We start from the raw sequence: 16,788 nt of genomic DNA, 5'->3' as shown, positions 1-16,788 counted from the left end.
TTCGCATCGTGTTGACAAGCTACCGGACCTTGGATCCGGCAAGATTGGAGAACGACATGCCTGCCGTGCAGGAGACCATTGATCAGGTCCGTCAGATCGACGTGGACCAGTACAAATACGGGTTTGAAACCACCATCGAAGTCGAAAAGGCGCCGAAGGGCCTTTCCGAAGATATCATCCGTTTCATCTCTGCCAAGAAGAGCGAGCCGGAATGGATGCTGGAATGGCGTCTTGAGGCCTATCGCCGTTGGCTGACGATGGACGAGCCGACTTGGGCGCGCGTCAACTATCCGACAATCGACTTCAACGACATCTATTACTACGCCGCGCCGAAGGGCACGACGGGTCCGAAGTCGCTCGACGAAGTCGACCCGGAAATTCTGAAGGTTTACGAAAAGCTCGGCATCCCGCTGAAGGAACAGGAAATCCTCGCCGGCGTGCAGAAGTCCAAGATCGCCGTCGACGCCGTCTTTGACAGCGTTTCGGTGGTGACGACCTTCAAGGAAGAGCTGAAGAAGGCCGGCGTGATCTTCATGTCGATCTCCGAGGCGATCCGCGAGCATCCCGATCTGATCAAGAAGTATCTCGGAACTGTCGTTCCGCCGACCGACAACTACTATGCGACGCTCAACTCCGCCGTCTTCACCGATGGTTCGTTCGTCTACGTGCCGAAGGGCGTTCGCTGCCCGATGGAGCTGTCGACCTACTTCCGCATCAACGAGAAGAACACCGGCCAGTTCGAGCGCACGCTGATCATCGCCGAAGAAAGCGCCTACGTTTCCTACCTCGAAGGCTGCACGGCGCCGCAGCGCGACGAAAACCAGCTGCACGCAGCTGTCGTCGAACTCGTGGCCCTCGATGAAGCCGAGATCAAGTATTCGACGGTCCAGAACTGGTACCCTGGCGACAAGCACGGCAAGGGCGGTATCTACAACTTCGTCACCAAGCGTGGCGATTGCCGCGGCAAGAACTCCAAGATCTCCTGGACCCAGGTGGAAACCGGCTCAGCGATCACCTGGAAGTATCCATCCTGCATCCTGCGCGGCGACGGTTCGCGCGGCGAGTTCTATTCGATCGCCGTATCGAACGGCCATCAGCAGATCGACAGTGGCACCAAGATGATCCACCTCGGCAAGAACACGTCGAGCCGCATCGTCTCCAAGGGCATCGCTGCCGGCGTTTCGGAAAACACCTATCGCGGCCAGGTTTCGGCCCACCGCAAGGCCGAGAACGCCCGCAACTTCACCCAGTGCGATTCGCTTTTGATCGGCGACAAATGCGGCGCGCACACCGTGCCCTACATCGAGGCAAAGAACTCGACGGCACAGTTCGAGCACGAAGCGACGACCTCGAAGATCTCCGAGGACCAGTTGTTCTACTGCCTGCAGCGCGGCATCCCGACTGAAGCGGCGATCGCGCTGATCGTCAACGGCTTCGTCAAGGAAGTGATCCAGGAACTGCCGATGGAGTTTGCCGTCGAAGCGCAGAAGCTGATCGGCATCTCGCTCGAAGGCTCGGTCGGCTGAGGCCTTGAACTGATTATTGAATGGCGCGCATCCGCTTTGCGCGCAAACAGACGTTCGTTTCCCAAGAGGACGATATAATGCTTGAAATCAAGAACCTGCACGCCCGCATCGCCGAAGACGGCACTGAAATCATCCGTGGCCTGAACCTGACGGTGAAGGCCGGCGAAGTCGCCGCCATCATGGGGCCGAACGGCTCCGGCAAGTCGACGCTGTCCTACATCCTGTCGGGCCGCGAAGACTACGAAGTGACCGAAGGCGAGATCCTTTACAACGGCGAGAACATCCTTGAGCTGGAGGCTTCCGAGCGCGCCGCCAAGGGCATCTTCCTTGCCTTCCAGTACCCGGTCGAAATCCCGGGTGTTGCCACCATGCAGTTCCTGAAGGTGGCGATGAACGAGCAGCGCAAGTATCGCGGCGAAGACGAGCTGACGACACCGGAATTCATGCGCCGTGTCAAGGAAGCCGCTGCCGAGCTCAAGATCGCTCCGGAAATGCTGCGTCGCCCGCTCAACGTCGGCTTCTCCGGCGGTGAGAAGAAGCGCGCCGAGATCCTGCAGATGGCGTTGCTCGAGCCGAAGCTGTGCGTGCTTGATGAAACCGACTCCGGCCTCGACATCGATGCGCTGAAGATCGTCGCCGACGGCGTCAACGCACTGCGTTCGCCCGACCGCGCCGTCATCGTCATCACCCACTACCAGCGCCTGCTCGACTACATCGTTCCGGACACGGTGCACGTGCTCTACAAGGGCCAGGTCATCAAGTCGGGCGACAAGGCGCTTGCACACGAACTCGAAGCCAACGGCTACGCTGATATCATCGAGGCTGCAGCCTAGGGCCTGTTGAAGGAGTGTTCGAATGAATATGCAACAGGCAATCAAGATGACGGCAGCCGAAACGGCGCTCGTCGATGCCTATACCGCGCAGATCGGCGATCTACCCGGCGACGGCTCGGTGCTGTCGGTTCGTGACACCTTGGTGCACGAACTGCGGACATCAGGCCTGCCGACGCGCCGCGTCGAGTCCTGGCACTATACCGATCTTCGCACGCTGCTGCGTGCGGTACCTGCCGCCGACCCGACGGCTTTTGCTGATCGCGTCGAGGCGCTTGTCGCCGGCTCGACAGTACTTGCGGTGCGCAACGGCCATGCCGACCTCAAGGGCAATGCGCCCGAGGGCGTGACGATGCGCTCCTACACCGACAGCCTGCTCGACGGGTCGGCTGCTGCCGGCCTTGCGGTGCTCGGCTCGGACGACGCAATCGGCCGCATCAACGGCGGCCTCGTGCGCGGTGGTATCGAGCTTGCGATCGCAGACGGAACCGAGCTGGAAGACCCGCTTGAAATTCAGTTGGTGCAGAGCATCGGCCAGTCGCACACGCGCTTCCCGGTTTCCTTCGGTGCGAACACCAAGGCGACTGTGATCGAACGTCACCTGTCAACCGATGCCGGCGAGAGCCTGGTCTCAACGGTCAGCGACGTTGCGGTTGGCGAGGGTGCCGACATCATCTGGATCATCCTGCAGCAGCAGGGAGCCGCAGACACCCATCTCGGGCAGATGCGCTTCGATCTCGCCAAGGACGCCAAGCTGTATCTTTTCGTCATCAATGCCGGCGGCAAGCTGGTGCGACAGGAGATCCACGGCAAGACGAGCGGCGAAGGCGCTGATTTCAAGCTACGCGGCATCAACCTGCTCGGCGGCGAAAGCCACACGGACGTCACCTTCACGCTTGGCCATAACGTGCCGCACACCACATCGACGGAAATCATCCGCAACGTGGTCTTCGATCGCGCCAAAGGCGTCTTCCAGGGCAAGATCCTGGTTGCCAAGGACGCGCAGAAGACTGACGCGCGGATGGCGTGCAACACGCTGCTTCTTTCGGACGATGCCGACCTTTCGTCCAAGCCCGAGTTGGAGATCTTTGCGGACGACGTGCAGTGCGGTCACGGCGCGACGGTTACTGACATCGACCACACGCAGCTCTTCTATCTGCTTGCGCGCGGTATTCCGGAAAACAAGGCGCGGGCGATGCTCGTCAACGCCTTCGTCGCCGAAATCGTCGAGGAACTCGACGACGAGCCGCTGGTCGAGGCGCTGGAAGGCGTAATCTCGGCCTGGCTCGTGAAGCATGCCTGACAGGCGCGACTGATTGGATTGAAAGACATGGAACACACTGTGCCGGTGCCAGCCTATGACGTCGAAGCGATCCGCAAGGATTTTCCGATCCTGTCCCGGACTGTCTATGGCAAACCGCTTGTCTATCTCGACAACGGCGCATCGGCGCAGAAGCCGCAGTCAGTCATCGACGCGGTGAGCCATGCCTACGCCAACGAATACGCCAACGTGCATCGGGGCCTGCATTTCCTCTCGAATGCCGCCACCGAGGCCTATGAAGCGTCGCGCGAGAAAGTGCGCCGCTTCCTGAACGCGCCATCGGCCGACAACATCATCTTCACAAAATCCTCCACCGAGGCGATCAATACAGTCGCCTATGGCTACGGTATGCCGAAGCTTAGCGAGGGCGACGAGATCGTGCTGTCGATCATGGAGCACCACTCTAACATCGTGCCTTGGCATTTCATCCGCGAACGCCAGGGCGCCAAGCTGGTCTGGGCGCCGATCGACGACGATGGCGTGTTCCACATCGAAGATTTCGTCAAGTGCCTGACGGAGCGCACCAAGCTCATCGCCATTACCCACATGTCGAATGCTCTGGGCACCGTTGTACCGGTCAAGGAGATCTGCCGGATTGCCCGCGAGCGCGGCATTCCGGTGCTGGTCGACGGCAGCCAGGGCGCAGTCCACATGCCTGTCGACGTGCAGGACATCGACTGCGACTGGTACGTGATGACCGGCCACAAGCTCTACGGTCCCTCGGGGATCGGCGTGCTTTACGGCAAGATGGACCGCCTGAAGGAAATGCGCCCGTTCATGGGTGGCGGTGAAATGATCGAGGAAGTGACCGAAGACCGCGTCACCTACAACGATCCGCCGCATCGTTTCGAAGCCGGAACGCCGCCGATCGTCCAGGCGATCGGGCTTGGCTACGCGCTCGACTACATGGAAAAGATCGGCCGGGCGGCGATCACCAGGCACGAAGCCGACCTGACCGCCTATGCGCGCGAGCGCCTGTCGAGGATCAACTCGCTGAAAGTGTTCGGCAATGCGCCTGATAAGGGCAGCATCTTTTCCTTCGAGATCGCAGGCGTTCACGCCCATGACATCTCGACGGTGATCGACCGCGCCGGCGTCGCAGTTCGCGCGGGCACCCATTGTGCGCAGCCGCTCTTGAAACGCTTCGGCGTCACCTCCACATGCCGCGCATCCTTCGGCCTCTACAATACGCGGGCTGAAGTGGACGCATTGGCTGACGCGCTTGAGTACGCGCGCAAGTTCTTCGCCTGATCGGGTTTGGAAAATGGTTCAGAGTTTCAACTCAAGCATCTGAACTGAAAGAGAAAGTCTAGGAGGCCGACATGAGCCTGGATGCAACGGAAGACAAGATCGACGTGCGCGAGGGCATCGTGCATTCGGAAATCCCGTCCGAAGAACTGGCACGTCTGAGCGACGATATCATCAGCGCGCTGAAGACCGTCTACGACCCGGAAATCCCCGCCGACATCTTCGAGCTCGGCCTGATCTACAAGATCGACATCGAAGATGACCGCATGGTCAAGATCGACATGACGTTGACCGCGCCGGGCTGCCCCGTCGCCGGCGAGATGCCCGGCTGGGTCGAAAATGCGGTGGGCGCCGTCGAAGGCGTGTCGGGAGTCGAGGTCTCTATGACCTTCGATCCGCCGTGGACGCCTGACCGCATGTCGGAAGAGGCACAGGTGGCCATCGGTTGGTACTGACCGCAAGGCGCCATATTGATCCGTTAAGCTGCGGACACTACATTTGATTCTGGAAGGCGCCGGGCCTTTACCCCGGTGACGACAAGGAGAAAAGGCCGATGGGCTTTGCCGTGATGAGCTTGACCGATGCAGCCGCCGGGCGCGTCAAGTCGATCGTTGAAAATGCAGGTGGCGATGCCCTGGGCATCCGCGTCGGCATCAAGAAGGGCGGCTGTGCCGGCATGGAGTATGCCGTGGATCTCGTCACCGAGCCCAATCCAAAGGACGATCTGATCGAGCACGCTGGTGCCAAGGTCTGGGTTGCGCCGGAGGCGGTGCTTTACCTGCTCGGCACCCAGATGGATTTCGAGGTGACGACGCTTCGCTCCGGCTTCACCTTCCACAACCCCAACCAGACGTCAGCTTGCGGATGCGGCGAATCGGTCGAGCTGAAGCCGGCCGATCTGGCAGCGCTTGCGGAGCGCGGCGACGCCGTGGTGCGCGCGAACTGATACGCTCCTTGTGTTTCGAGAGATGGCAGGCCCGGGTTTTCGCCGGGCCTTTTTTCTGCTGATATGCGGTCGCGTAACTGGGGGAGATGGGCGTGACGGCGTTCGACGAGGAACTTGTCTTCAATGCGCTCTATGAGACCTTTCCGGATCCGGTGATCATCCTCGACGCTGAGCGCATCATTCGCTCCGCCAACCCAGCTGCACTCACGCAATTCGGCTATGCGGCCGACGCGTTCATCGGCCAACCGGCGCGCCTTATCTATGCTGACGACGACGAATACTTGAGGCGGCTGCGCAATCGCGCGGCAAGGGTCGACGAGACGATCGCGCGCACCTCGACCTACAGCTATATCCGGCGCGACGGCTCGACATTCTCGGGCCATCTGCGCACCACGCCGCTGATCGATGCCGCCGGACGGGAACTGGCCCTGATCGGCATCATCCGCGACGTCTCAGATCTCGCCAAGGCCGTGCTTGAGAGACAGCGGGCGTCCGACATGCTCGACGCAGCATTCGACGTTATGCCGGAAGGTTTCGCAATCTTCGATGCCGAGGAAAGGTTGCTGGTCTACAATCGCGCCTATGTGACGATCTGCGGCCCAGCCGGCCCCTTGCTTCACCCTGGCATGACCGCCGAAGAGATCCTTCTGCTTGCGCAGAAGGAGGGGCACTATCCCGAAGCCTTGCCCGGTAACCCGGATTGGCCCGCCTGGGTGGCGCATCGGCTGCAGGACTTTCGTCAACCGGACAACAGGGCGAAGATCTACCGCTACGCCGGCGACCGCTGGCTGAGGGTTGAAAATATCAAGACCAAGGACGGAAACACCGTCGTCCTGCGCGTCGATGTGACCGAACTGAAGCGCGCGGAACTGACGCTCGAGCGCCAGCGACAGGAGCTCGAGCACAAGAACGAGGCCCTCGATCAGTTCACGGCAACGGTCTCCCATGACCTGAAGGCACCCTTGCGGCACATTTCGATGTTCTCCGAGATGATCGAGGATGAATTGGCCGCCGGCAATCAGGATGAGGTTTCGGCCAGCGCCCGCCATCTGCGCGACAGCGCAAGGCGGATGAACCGGGTGATCGACAGCCTGCTCGATTATTCGCAGATTGCCTATCAGATCAGCACATGGTCCGATGTCGACCTCGGCGACATCGTCGCCGATACTCTGGGCGTTCTCGGCGGTCACGCGCGCGAGGCGAATGTGGCCTTCGAGATCGGTCCGCTGCCGAAGGTCCAGGGCGATCCGGAACTGTTGCGCCGGCTGGTGCAAAACCTTGTTGGCAATGCCATCAAGTATCGACATCCGGATCGCGGGCCTATCGTGCGCGTCAACGGCCGCGCCGTCGGCCAGCAGGTGGAGCTTGCGGTCGAGGACAATGGCATCGGCATCGACCCGCGATTCGCCACGCGCATCTTCGAAGTGTTCCAGCGCTTGCACCACGACGAAAGCACCTATGGCGGCACGGGCATCGGCCTTGCGCTTGCCAAGCGGATCGCCGAAAGCCACAACGGATCGATCCATCTTGACACGGGCTTCACCGAAGGCGCACGATTTGTGGTGACGCTTCCCAAGCGCATGCGGAAGACCAAGTAAGGCGACAAGATTGGCCAAGTCACCGAAGCGATTGCTTGTGGTGGAGGACAACGTGCACGACGCGCGTTTCGTCACGCGTGCCCTTTCACAGACCGACGACACGCTCGACATCGTCCATGTCACCCACGCCGACGAGGCCGTGGCGCGCCTCGGGCACGAGCACTTCGACTATGTGCTTCTGGATATCAAGATGCCCGGTGTCGACGGGATGGAACTCTTGGAGCGCATTCGCAGCAATGAGGGCACATCGGTGGTGCCGGTCATCGTGCTGACGTCGTCCACCAATCCGAGCGACGTTTTCCGGTCCTACAAGGCCGGTGCAAACGCCTATGCGGCCAAGCCGTCGTCGCTTTCGGGCTACAGGCAATTCGCCGAGGCCTTCGTCCGCTTCTGGATAGAAAACACCCTGCCGCCGCGCGGCGTCGTGCTTGATCAGTAGGGTAAGATCGGGGCGCACCATCGGGCGCGCCCCGCTTGTCATCGGTTTATTCCGCTGCTTCCGCGTAGCTTTCCAGCGGCGGGCAGGTGCAGACCAGGTTTCGGTCACCGAAGACGTTGTCGACCCGGTTGACCGGCGACCAGTACTTGTCGACCCGGAAAGCGCCTGGCGGGTAGCAGGCCTGTTCGCGCGAGTAGGGACGATCCCAATCGCCGACCAGGTCTTCGACCGTGTGCGGAGCGTTCTTCAGCGGGTTGTTGACCTTGTCCATCCGGCCTTCCTCGATGGCGCGGGCTTCCTCGCGGATTGCCAGCATTGCCTCGCAGAAGCGGTCGATCTCAGCCTTGGTCTCCGATTCCGTCGGCTCGATCATCAGCGTGCCGGCAACCGGCCAGCTCATGGTCGGAGCGTGGAAACCGCAGTCGATCAGGCGCTTGGCCACGTCGTCGACGGTCACGCCGGCGCTTTCGACCAGCGGGCGGGTGTCGATGATGCACTCATGCGCGACACGACCCTTGGACGACTTGTAGAGCACTTCGTAGGCGCCCTTCAGCCGAGCAGCGATGTAGTTGGCGCTGAGGATCGCCACCTTCGTCGCCTGGGTCAGGCCTTCTCCGCCCATCATCAGGCAGTAGCTCCAGGAGATCGGCAGGATCGAGGCCGAGCCGAAAGGAGCAGCCGAAACCGCACCGTCATTGCCATCCGTTTCCGGGTGACCCGGCAGGTAGGGTGCCAGATGCGCCTTGACGCCGATCGGGCCCATGCCAGGACCGCCGCCGCCATGCGGGATGCAGAAGGTCTTGTGCAGGTTCAGGTGGCTGACGTCGGAGCCGATGTCGCCGGGGCGGGCAAGGCCGACCATGGCGTTCATGTTTGCACCGTCCATGTAGACCTGGCCGCCGTGCTTGTGCACGATCTCGCAGACCTCACGGACGTTCTCTTCGAACACGCCGTGCGTCGAGGGATAGGTGATCATGCAGCACGAGAGGTTTTCCGCGTACTGCTCGGCTTTTGCACGGAAATCATCCATATCGATGTCGCCGTTGTCGCTCACCTTGATGACGACGACCTTCATGCCGGCCATCTGGGCGGACGCCGGGTTCGTGCCGTGCGCCGAAGTCGGGATCAGGCAGACGTCGCGATGGTCGTTGCCCTGTGCCAGGTGGTATGCGCGGATCGTCAACAGACCGGCATATTCGCCCTGTGCGCCGGAGTTCGGCTGCATGGAAATCGCGTCATAGCCAGTGACGGCGCAGAGCTTATCCGACAGGTCTTCGATCATGTGCTGGTAGCCGGCCGCCTGATCCTTCGGAACGAAAGGATGGATTTCGGCGAATTCGGGCCAGGTGATCGGCAGCATTTCCGCCGTAGCGTTGAGCTTCATCGTGCAGGAACCGAGCGGAATCATCGCCCGGTCGAGCGCCAGGTCGCGGTCCGAAAGACGGCGGATGTAACGCGTCATTTCGCTTTCGGCGCGGTTCATGTGGAAGATCGGATGCGTCAGGTATTCGCTGGTGCGCAGCAGCGGCTGCGGCAGGCGATAGCCCGGCTCGAACTCTTCTACCTTGAAGTCACCACCAAAGGCGCGCCAGACGGCTTCGAGCGTGACGGGGCGCGAGCGCTCGTCGAGGCTGATGCCGATCTTGGTTTCGCCGATCTTACGCAAGTTCACTTCCTCGGCGACGGCAGTCTTGAGGATGATGCCCTGCAGCTTGCCGACATCGACGGTGATCGTGTCGAAAAACACGTCCGGTTCGACAGTGTAGCCAAGCTTTTCGAGGCCCATGGCGAGGCGAACGGTCTTCTGGTGAACGCTCTGAGCGATCGCCTTGATGCCCTTCGGTCCATGGAAAACAGCGTACATCGAGGCCATGACGGCCAGCAGCACCTGCGCGGTGCAGATGTTCGACGTCGCCTTTTCGCGGCGGATATGCTGTTCGCGGGTCTGCAGCGAAAGGCGATAGGCGCGGTTGCCGCGTGCATCGACCGAGACGCCGACGAGACGGCCGGGCATCGAGCGCTTGTGCGCGTCCTTGACGGCCATGTAGGCAGCGTGCGGACCACCGTAGCCGACCGGAACGCCAAAGCGCTGGGTGCAGCCGATGGCGATATCGGCACCCATTTCGCCGGGCGACTTCAAGAGGGCAAGCGCCAGCGGGTCGGCCGCGACCGTCGCGATCGCGCCGGCCTGGTGCAGGCGGGCGATCAGGCCGGTAAAGTCATGCACGTGGCCGTAGGTGCCCGGATACTGGAAGATGGCGCCGAAGACGTCGACCGGATCGAGATCGGTGAACGGATTGCCGATGACGATCTGCCAGCCGAGCGGCTCGGCACGGGTCTTCAACAGAGCAATCGTCTGCGGGTGGCAGCTCTCGTCGACGAAGAAGGCCTTCGCCTTGGACTTCGACACACGTTCGGCCATCGCCATGGCTTCGGCGGCAGCCGTCGCTTCGTCAAGCAGCGAAGCGTTGGCAACGTCGAGGCCGGTCAGGTCGCAGACCATCGTCTGGTAGTTGAGCAGCGCCTCGAGACGACCCTGGCTGATTTCCGGCTGATAGGGCGTATAGGCCGTGTACCAGGCCGGATTTTCCAGGATGTTGCGCTGGATGACCGGCGGCGTGATCGTGCCGTAATAGCCCTGGCCGATCAGCGACACGAGCTTCTGGTTGCGGTTGGCCGTTTCGCGCATCTTGTCGAGCGCTTCACGCTCGGTCATCGGCGCGCCCCAGGCCAAAGGCGTCTTCTGACGGATCGACGGCGGCACGGTGTCATCGATGAGCGCGTCGAGCGACGGATAACCGACGACCTTCAGCATCTCATCCATTTCCGCCGGCGACGGGCCGATATGACGCCGGTTGGCAAAGTCATACGGCTTGTAGTCGGTAAAGGTGAAGTCCTTGGGCATGCTCATCAGGCGACGAGCTCCTTGTAGGCCGCTTCGTCGAGAAGGGCGTCGGCTGCGTTCGGATCGGCGAGTTTCAGCTTGAAGAACCAGGCAGCGCCCTGCGGATCGCTGTTGACCAGCGACGGGTCGTCGACGATCGCCTGGTTGACTTCGACGATTTCGCCATCAAGTGGACAATAGACGTCGGATGCCGCCTTGACGGATTCAACCGTTGCCGCCGTGTCGCCCTTGGCAAAGGTGGAGCCAGTTTCCGGCAGTTCCACAAAAACGAGGTCGCCGAGCTGGCCGGCCGCGTGTTCGGTGATGCCGACCGTTGCTACGCCAGCTTCGACCTTCAGCCACTCGTGTTCGTCGGTGAACTTCAACATTTGCGCTCTCTCCTGATCAGCGTTTGTAGGTTTGTTTGACAAAGGGCAGGGCGGCGACGACGACCGGCAGATATTTGCCGCGCACCTCCGCATAAACCGTCGTGCCGTTGTCGGTATGGGTGGCGTCGACATAGCCCATGGCAATCGGGCCATCGACGGTGGGGCCGAAGCCGCCCGAAGTCACCTTGCCGACGAGCGTCTTGCCCTCGGTGTCGGCAAAAAGATTGGCACCACCGCGCACGGGCGCGCGGCCCTCTGGCTTCAGGCCGACGCGACGGCGCTTGGCGCCGTCTGCGAACTGGCCAAGAATCCGGTCCGCACCGGGAAAGCCGCCCTCGCGGGCACCGCCGGCGCGCCGCGCCTTCTGCATCGCCCACTCGATCGCGCCCTCGACCGGTGTGGTCGAAGTATCGATATCGTTGCCATAGAGACAAAGTCCGGCTTCGAGACGCAGCGAATCGCGCGCGCCAAGGCCAATCGGCTTGACATCAGGGTGTTCGAGCAACCGCTGCGTGACGTCGGCGGCCGATACCGAGGGAATGGAAATCTCGAAACCGTCTTCGCCGGTATAGCCGGACCGGGAGATGATGCAGGCTACATCGTGCAGGTCGGCTTCGGCGACATCCATGAAGCGCATGGCCGAAACATCGGCCCACAATTCGCCAAGAACTGCTTCTGCGTGGGGGCCCTGCAGCGCGATCAACGCACGGTCGTCGAGCATCGTGACTTCACAGGTGTCGGCGAGGCCCTTCTTCAGGTGCTCGAAATCGGCATCCTTGCAAGCGGCGTTGACCACCAGGAAGAGGTGGTCGCCGCGGTTGGCGATCATCAGGTCGTCGAGAATGCCGCCTTCGGCATTGGTGAAGATCGCATAGCGCTGCCGGCCTTCACCAAGGCCGAGCACATCGACGGGCACCAGCTTTTCCAGCGCCAGCGCTGCGTCCTCAATCTTGCCGGACTTTGGCCGAACGATGACCTGGCCCATGTGAGAAACGTCGAACAGACCTGCCGCGGTGCGCGTATGCAGGTGCTCCTTCATCACGCCGTCAGGGTACTGGACCGGCATGTCGTAGCCGGCAAAGGGCACCATGCGGGCACCCAGCGACAGATGCAACGCATGCAGCGGCGTATGTTTCAAATGGGAAATCTCTTCCAACTCCGGCCTCCAGGTCTGGCGCGCACGCGCGCCGGCTCACACTTCCGGCGTCAAACGCCGTCAAATTCGAGCCCCCTCTGTCCCTTTGCCTGAGATTGTTATCCCTTCGGCGAGCGCAAAAAAACGCTTCTCTCCAGAGTCCTACCGGCACCTTGCTGGTCCTTTGGCCTGAGAGTTTCCGGGGCGGTTGCTCCTTCGGCACCGGAACGAACCGGTTTCTCCCAACAAGATCGCCTCCAAATAACGGCGAACCTGTGAACTTGGCAAGGGGGCGGTGTCGCGGTCAAACACATTTTTGTCGCAGCACTTCCCATCGCCGGACTGGGGGTGCGTCAATTCTGTCTTTGCATTCTCCTCCGCTTGAGGATAACTCAGGATCGATACCGGGGACGACAATGACTAGGTGTAAGGGACATTTGCGGATCGCTGTGCGCATCGTCGCCGCTTTCGCGCTTGTTTTCCTGTCCTTCGCCCACAAGCCGGCGATGGCAAAAAGCCTGACGCCTGCAGAGATCGCAGCCTATCAGCTACCCGATGGCACCATCGCCGATATCTGCTTCGGCATGGATGGCATCGACAACGGCAAATCGCCATCGATGGCGCCGGTCTGCGAGGCCTGCCGGCTTGCGGTGGCTGCCCTGCTGCCGACGCCGCCGCAACATAGCGAACGCGCCGAGACCGGCAACTGGCTTGCCGATTTGCACCGCGCGCAAGACGAAATTACCGTCCGGCATCTGCGCCTTCTGCCGCCGCCGCGCGGACCTCCCCACCAGTCGTAACGCTTCCCCACGCATTCAATTTCAATGCGCCGCGATGGCGGCATCGACCACGACAGAACCGGGCTCTGACCAGCACGTGGTCAGGAGTGTACGACATGAACAAGACCGCACTGACTATATTTTCCCTCGGCCTGGCGCTTTCAACCGCTGGCGTCGCCCACGCCCATGCGACGTTCGAAACCGACAGCGCGCAATCCGAAAAGAGCTTCAAGGCGGTGCTGCAGGTTCCGCACGGTTGCGATGGCAAGGCAACGACCGAGGTGCAGATGAAGCTGCCGGAAGGCTTCGTCTTCGCCAAGCCGCAGCCGAAACCGGGTTGGGAGCTGGAGATCATCAAGGGCGACTACCAGAAGACCTATGACATTCACGGCGAGAAGGTCTCTTCCGGCCCAATCGAGATCCGCTGGAAGGGCGGCAATCTGCCCGAAGAGTTCTACGATACCTTCGTCGTCAAAGGTAAGATCTCGGGCTTCGACAAGGAAACCGTGCTTGCCTTCCCGACGGTTCAGCTGTGCGGCACGGACGGCAAGGTGGTGTGGGACGAGGTAGCAGCCGAGGGGCAGAGCGCCCATGACCTGAAGAGCCCGGCGCCCACGGTGACGGTGACGCTTGCCGCCGGTGGCGACGAGCATGCCGGACACGGCGGGCAGATGGCCACGGACGGCCCGGTCAAGCTGGGCGACCTTGAAATCTTTGGCGGCGCGGCCAAGGCGATGCTGCCGGGCGCCAAGGTTGGCGGCGGCTTCCTGACGATCAAGAACGGCGGCAGCGCCGACGATCGCCTGGTCGCAGTCGAGAGCCCGGTCGCGGGTCGCGTCGAGATCCACGAAATGGCGATGCAAAACGACGTGATGAAGATGCGCAAGCTCGATGACGGCGTTGCCATCCCGGCCGGCGAGACCGTCGAGCTCAAGTCCGGCGGCCTGCATCTGATGTTCATGCAGGTGTCGAAGCCGTTTGCCGAGGGTGAAACCGTGCCGGTTACGCTGGTCTTCGAGAAGGCTGGCAAGGTCGATGCCACGCTTGCCGTGGGAACGGCGGCCGGCGGCGCTGCGGCAACCGGCGGGCACAAGCACCACTGAAGGACCTGATGAGACGAAGGGCTTTGCCTCAGGCGGCGCCGTTCTCATCCTCTTGGCCGGCGGGATCTTCCTGCCGGCTTTCGTTTTCGCGCCATTCTGGCATGTCCCCGTCGTCGCGCATGTATTCGAGATATCGGCGTAGCGTTTCCGCCTCGCTCTGCTGCGGCAGGCGGCCATCGGCGCTCATCAGCATCAACGACAGGGGCAGGGCGCCCTTCATCTTGGGAATAGATGCCTGGGTGATCGTCGGCTCGCTGGAACGGCGGGTCGAAAGCAAGGTGATCGCCTCATCGGCCGGGCCATCGCCGGACACGCGCGCCTTCGGCTTGACGGCTTCCGCCGCATAAGCCGCTGTGGTCGCGGATACCGTGACGACCTGTACCACCTTGTTCCCCTGCCTTCCTTGCTATTAATCCTTTCCTTTTTGCGCTGTTTCGCTTGAAGCTGGGTGAAAATTGGCGGTCGCCTTTTAGTCGAATCCTAACGATTGCTTCTAAGGGCGGTGCGGATCGGTTTTCGAAGAGTCTATGTCGGGATGCGCCCATGCGATCCATCCCTCGGGCATGAAGGCCGGACACTTCGGGCATCCCCGACGGGGGAACGCACAGGTTGAAGACCACCCTGATTGCTCTCTTTGCCTCGACGCTTGGGTCAGTCGCCCGGGCGACGGCAGGCGTTGCCACCACAGGCCAGCAAAGACGAACGCCAGGCTGAGGTTGTACTGCAGCCTTCGCATATACTTGCGACATGCCTTAAATACGCGCACACTCACCCCGGATACAAAAGGCGTGCCCAGATTTCACAAGGGAGCAATTTGATGCCAGATCGCACCGCGCTCGAGCAAACCGTGCACTCGCTCTATGCAGCGCGCGATGCCAACGACCTTGAGGCCATGCTGGCCTGTCTGCATCCAACCTTCAGCTTCCGTATCGTCGGTAGCGGCCGTCTTGGGGCCATGACCCAGAAGGTCAGCAATCCGGAAGCAGTGCGCTCCGCTTTTCGCGGCCTGGTCGACGCCTGGGATTTGAGCCAGATGAAGACGGTTCAGCTCGACGTCGACGGTAACACGGTTTACGCCCATCGGGTTGGGCCCATCCGCTTCCTTCCTTCCGACACATGGTTCGATACGGAAATCCTGGACAGGTTCAGCTTCAGCGACGACCGGATGGCTGACCTGACGGAATTCGTCGACACCTTGCTTGTTGCCGAAACCGTCGGTCTTGTCGCGATGCCGGCGATCGCGGTGGATTATTCGTCGTCCACACGAGACAGTATCAGCCTCTGAATATCCGGATCCTGGCTGCGGATTGCCGTCATCAACGCACTCAACCGGCCGCGTAGGCCGTGAATCTGATCGAGCAGTTGCATGGCGACGTCGACGCCGTCGTCGTTGACGCCCATGGGGCCAGTCAGGTCCTGGATCAGGCGGGCGCGGGCAAGATCATCGTCTTCGAATATCCAACCTCTGTCGGCATGGCGCGGCACAAGCCAGCGCTGCTCGACCCAGACCCGTAGCACCGTGACCTCGATTTCGAGGTGTTCGCAAAACTCGCTGTCGTTCATGCGTTGCCTCCCAGGTTCTTGCGTGGATCCTCCGCCTTTCCGGCTGCCCAGCCCTCGACGAAGGCGGCGAGCGCCGGATCGGCCTGCGGCGCAAGCGTGATCTTCAGCGTCACATAGGCATCGCCGTGGCCACCGCCCGGCTTGCGCATGCCCTTACCCTTCAACCGCAAGACCTTGCCGGTGTTGGAGTTCGGCGGGATCGTGACGTTGACGGCGCCATCCATGGTCGGAACGCGGATCTTGCCGCCAAGCACGGCTTCGCTCAGCGAAATCGGGATCTCATAGCGCACATCCTCACCATCCACCTGGAACAGCGGATGCGGCCGCACACGGATGTCGATCAGCGCGTCACCGGCAGCCGCGCCGTTGGAGCCGGGCTCTCCCTTGCCGCGCAGGCGCAACGTCTGGCCGTCGCGTGTGCCCGGCGGAATCGTCAGATCAAGGGCCGGCCCGCCCCCCGGCAGGCTGATCTGCTTCTTGGCACCATTGACCGCCTCGAGCAGACTGATCTCCATCGAGAAATGTGCATCGCGCCCGCGCATCGATTGTTGGCCCCGACCACGACGAGAAAAGAAGTTGGAGAAAATATCGTCCGAATCGCCGAAATCCGAAAAGCCGTGAGCGCTTTCGTAGCGACCGGCGGTGTCGTTGGCGCCGGCATAATCGCGGTAGAAGTTCCGAGGCGCCGTTTCCGCGCCGGTTTCGTCGATCTCGCCGCGATCGTATTTGCCGCGCTTCTCCTCGTCGCTTAAGAGCGCATAAGCGGCCGAAACTGACTTGAAGCGATCCTCGGCTCCCTTGTCCCCGGGGTTGAGATCGGGATGTAGTTTCTTGGCAAGCTTGCGGTAGGCGCTCTGAATATCTTTCTGCTTGGCGTCCCGGCTGACGCCCAGGGTTTCGTATGGACTGCTCGGCATGGGTCTCCCTCAAACTGAAGCGATCGGCAGTGGATCGGGCTGTGCGGTACAGCTCACATATCCCAATCCAATCGGGTGATCGGTCGCTTGACTACAAGCATAGGGCACCC

17 protein-coding genes and 1 riboswitch are annotated in these 16,788 nt (G+C 61.6%); of the genes, 11 read left to right on the top strand and 6 right to left on the bottom strand.

Annotation, left to right across the window (positions count from 1 at the left end; genetic code table 11):
• Nucleotides 1–56: 56 nt before the first annotated feature.
• From sufB to ASD00_RS20400, 8 genes are all read left to right on the top strand, one after another.
• Nucleotides 57–1,526: a Fe-S cluster assembly protein SufB gene (sufB, locus tag ASD00_RS20435; RefSeq protein WP_057208636.1), complete on the top strand. Its 1,470-nt coding sequence runs from the start codon at nucleotides 57–59 to the stop codon at nucleotides 1,524–1,526.
• 77 nt (nucleotides 1,527–1,603) lie between these two features.
• Nucleotides 1,604–2,359 (top strand): Fe-S cluster assembly ATPase SufC, encoded by a 756-nt coding sequence (sufC, locus tag ASD00_RS20430; protein ID WP_025427120.1) that lies wholly within the window; start codon nucleotides 1,604–1,606, stop codon nucleotides 2,357–2,359.
• Nucleotides 2,360–2,381: 22 nt separating this feature from the next.
• A complete protein-coding gene (gene sufD, locus ASD00_RS20425; protein ID WP_025427119.1) occupies nucleotides 2,382–3,659 on the top strand; it encodes a Fe-S cluster assembly protein SufD in 1,278 nt (425 codons plus the stop codon).
• A gap of 27 nt (nucleotides 3,660–3,686) precedes the next feature.
• Entirely contained in the window at nucleotides 3,687–4,928 is a 1,242-nt protein-coding gene (locus tag ASD00_RS20420) for a cysteine desulfurase (protein ID WP_057208634.1), read from the top strand.
• Nucleotides 4,929–4,999: 71 nt separating this feature from the next.
• A complete protein-coding gene (locus ASD00_RS20415) occupies nucleotides 5,000–5,380 on the top strand; it encodes an SUF system Fe-S cluster assembly protein (protein WP_025427117.1) in 381 nt (126 codons plus the stop codon).
• Nucleotides 5,381–5,478: 98 nt separating this feature from the next.
• A complete protein-coding gene (sufA, locus tag ASD00_RS20410) occupies nucleotides 5,479–5,871 on the top strand; it encodes a Fe-S cluster assembly scaffold SufA (RefSeq protein ID WP_025427116.1) in 393 nt (130 codons plus the stop codon).
• Between the two features lie 92 nt (nucleotides 5,872–5,963).
• Nucleotides 5,964–7,469 carry an ATP-binding protein gene (locus ASD00_RS20405; protein WP_162249742.1) on the top strand — a complete coding sequence of 502 codons (1,506 nt, stop codon included), beginning with the start codon at nucleotides 5,964–5,966 and terminating at the stop codon, nucleotides 7,467–7,469.
• Between the two features lie 10 nt (nucleotides 7,470–7,479).
• Complete coding sequence (locus ASD00_RS20400) at nucleotides 7,480–7,908, top strand: response regulator (RefSeq protein WP_025427114.1); 429 nt, start codon at nucleotides 7,480–7,482, stop codon at nucleotides 7,906–7,908.
• Between the two features lie 46 nt (nucleotides 7,909–7,954).
• On the opposite strand, the gene gcvP is transcribed toward ASD00_RS20400, so the two are convergent.
• The 3 genes from gcvP to gcvT are packed head-to-tail and all read right to left on the bottom strand — an operon-like array spanning nucleotide 7,955 to nucleotide 12,337.
• Nucleotides 7,955–10,819: an aminomethyl-transferring glycine dehydrogenase gene (gene gcvP, locus ASD00_RS20395; protein WP_025427113.1), complete on the bottom strand. Its 2,865-nt coding sequence runs from the start codon at nucleotides 10,817–10,819 to the stop codon at nucleotides 7,955–7,957.
• The gene (gcvH, locus tag ASD00_RS20390) at nucleotides 10,819–11,181 is read right to left on the bottom strand and encodes a glycine cleavage system protein GcvH (protein ID WP_025427112.1); all 363 of its coding nucleotides are present in this window, start codon (nucleotides 11,179–11,181) and stop codon (nucleotides 10,819–10,821) included. The genes gcvP and gcvH overlap by 1 nt, the downstream gene beginning before the upstream one ends.
• Nucleotides 11,182–11,197: 16 nt before the next feature.
• Nucleotides 11,198–12,337 (bottom strand): glycine cleavage system aminomethyltransferase GcvT, encoded by a 1,140-nt coding sequence (gene gcvT, locus ASD00_RS20385; protein WP_025427111.1) that lies wholly within the window; start codon nucleotides 12,335–12,337, stop codon nucleotides 11,198–11,200.
• Between the two features lie 146 nt (nucleotides 12,338–12,483).
• Nucleotides 12,484–12,571: riboswitch (glycine riboswitch) on the bottom strand.
• Between the two features lie 161 nt (nucleotides 12,572–12,732).
• Between gcvT and ASD00_RS20380 the strand changes: the two genes are divergently transcribed.
• On the top strand, nucleotides 12,733–13,116 hold the full coding sequence (locus ASD00_RS20380; RefSeq protein WP_057208627.1) for a hypothetical protein: 384 nt from the start codon (nucleotides 12,733–12,735) through the stop codon (nucleotides 13,114–13,116).
• Between the two features lie 95 nt (nucleotides 13,117–13,211).
• Nucleotides 13,212–14,198 carry a copper chaperone PCu(A)C gene (locus ASD00_RS20375; RefSeq protein WP_057208625.1) on the top strand — a complete coding sequence of 329 codons (987 nt, stop codon included), beginning with the start codon at nucleotides 13,212–13,214 and terminating at the stop codon, nucleotides 14,196–14,198.
• A gap of 28 nt (nucleotides 14,199–14,226) precedes the next feature.
• Here the strand turns inward: ASD00_RS20375 and ASD00_RS20370 are convergent, their stop codons facing one another.
• Nucleotides 14,227–14,583, bottom strand: a complete 357-nt coding sequence (locus ASD00_RS20370; protein ID WP_025427108.1) for a hypothetical protein — start codon at nucleotides 14,581–14,583, stop codon at nucleotides 14,227–14,229.
• Between the two features lie 432 nt (nucleotides 14,584–15,015).
• On the opposite strand from ASD00_RS20370, the gene ASD00_RS20365 reads away from it, so the two are divergent.
• A complete protein-coding gene (locus tag ASD00_RS20365) occupies nucleotides 15,016–15,483 on the top strand; it encodes a nuclear transport factor 2 family protein (RefSeq protein WP_057208623.1) in 468 nt (155 codons plus the stop codon).
• Here ASD00_RS20365 and ASD00_RS20360 read toward each other — a convergent pair.
• Nucleotides 15,447–15,761, bottom strand: a complete 315-nt coding sequence (locus ASD00_RS20360; RefSeq protein ID WP_057208621.1) for a chaperone modulator CbpM — start codon at nucleotides 15,759–15,761, stop codon at nucleotides 15,447–15,449. The two genes, ASD00_RS20365 and ASD00_RS20360, sit on opposite strands and share 37 nt — an antisense overlap.
• Nucleotides 15,758–16,678: a J domain-containing protein gene (locus ASD00_RS20355; protein WP_025427106.1), complete on the bottom strand. Its 921-nt coding sequence runs from the start codon at nucleotides 16,676–16,678 to the stop codon at nucleotides 15,758–15,760. Before ASD00_RS20355 ends, ASD00_RS20360 begins: the two co-directional genes overlap by 4 nt.
• Between the last annotated feature and the right edge of the window lie 110 nt (nucleotides 16,679–16,788).

Source organism: Ensifer sp. Root31 (assembly GCF_001424825.1).
Classification (GTDB): domain Bacteria; phylum Pseudomonadota; class Alphaproteobacteria; order Rhizobiales; family Rhizobiaceae; genus Ensifer; species Ensifer canadensis.
Note: the sequence above shows the minus strand (reverse complement) of the source record. Positions and strands in the feature narration are given on the sequence as shown.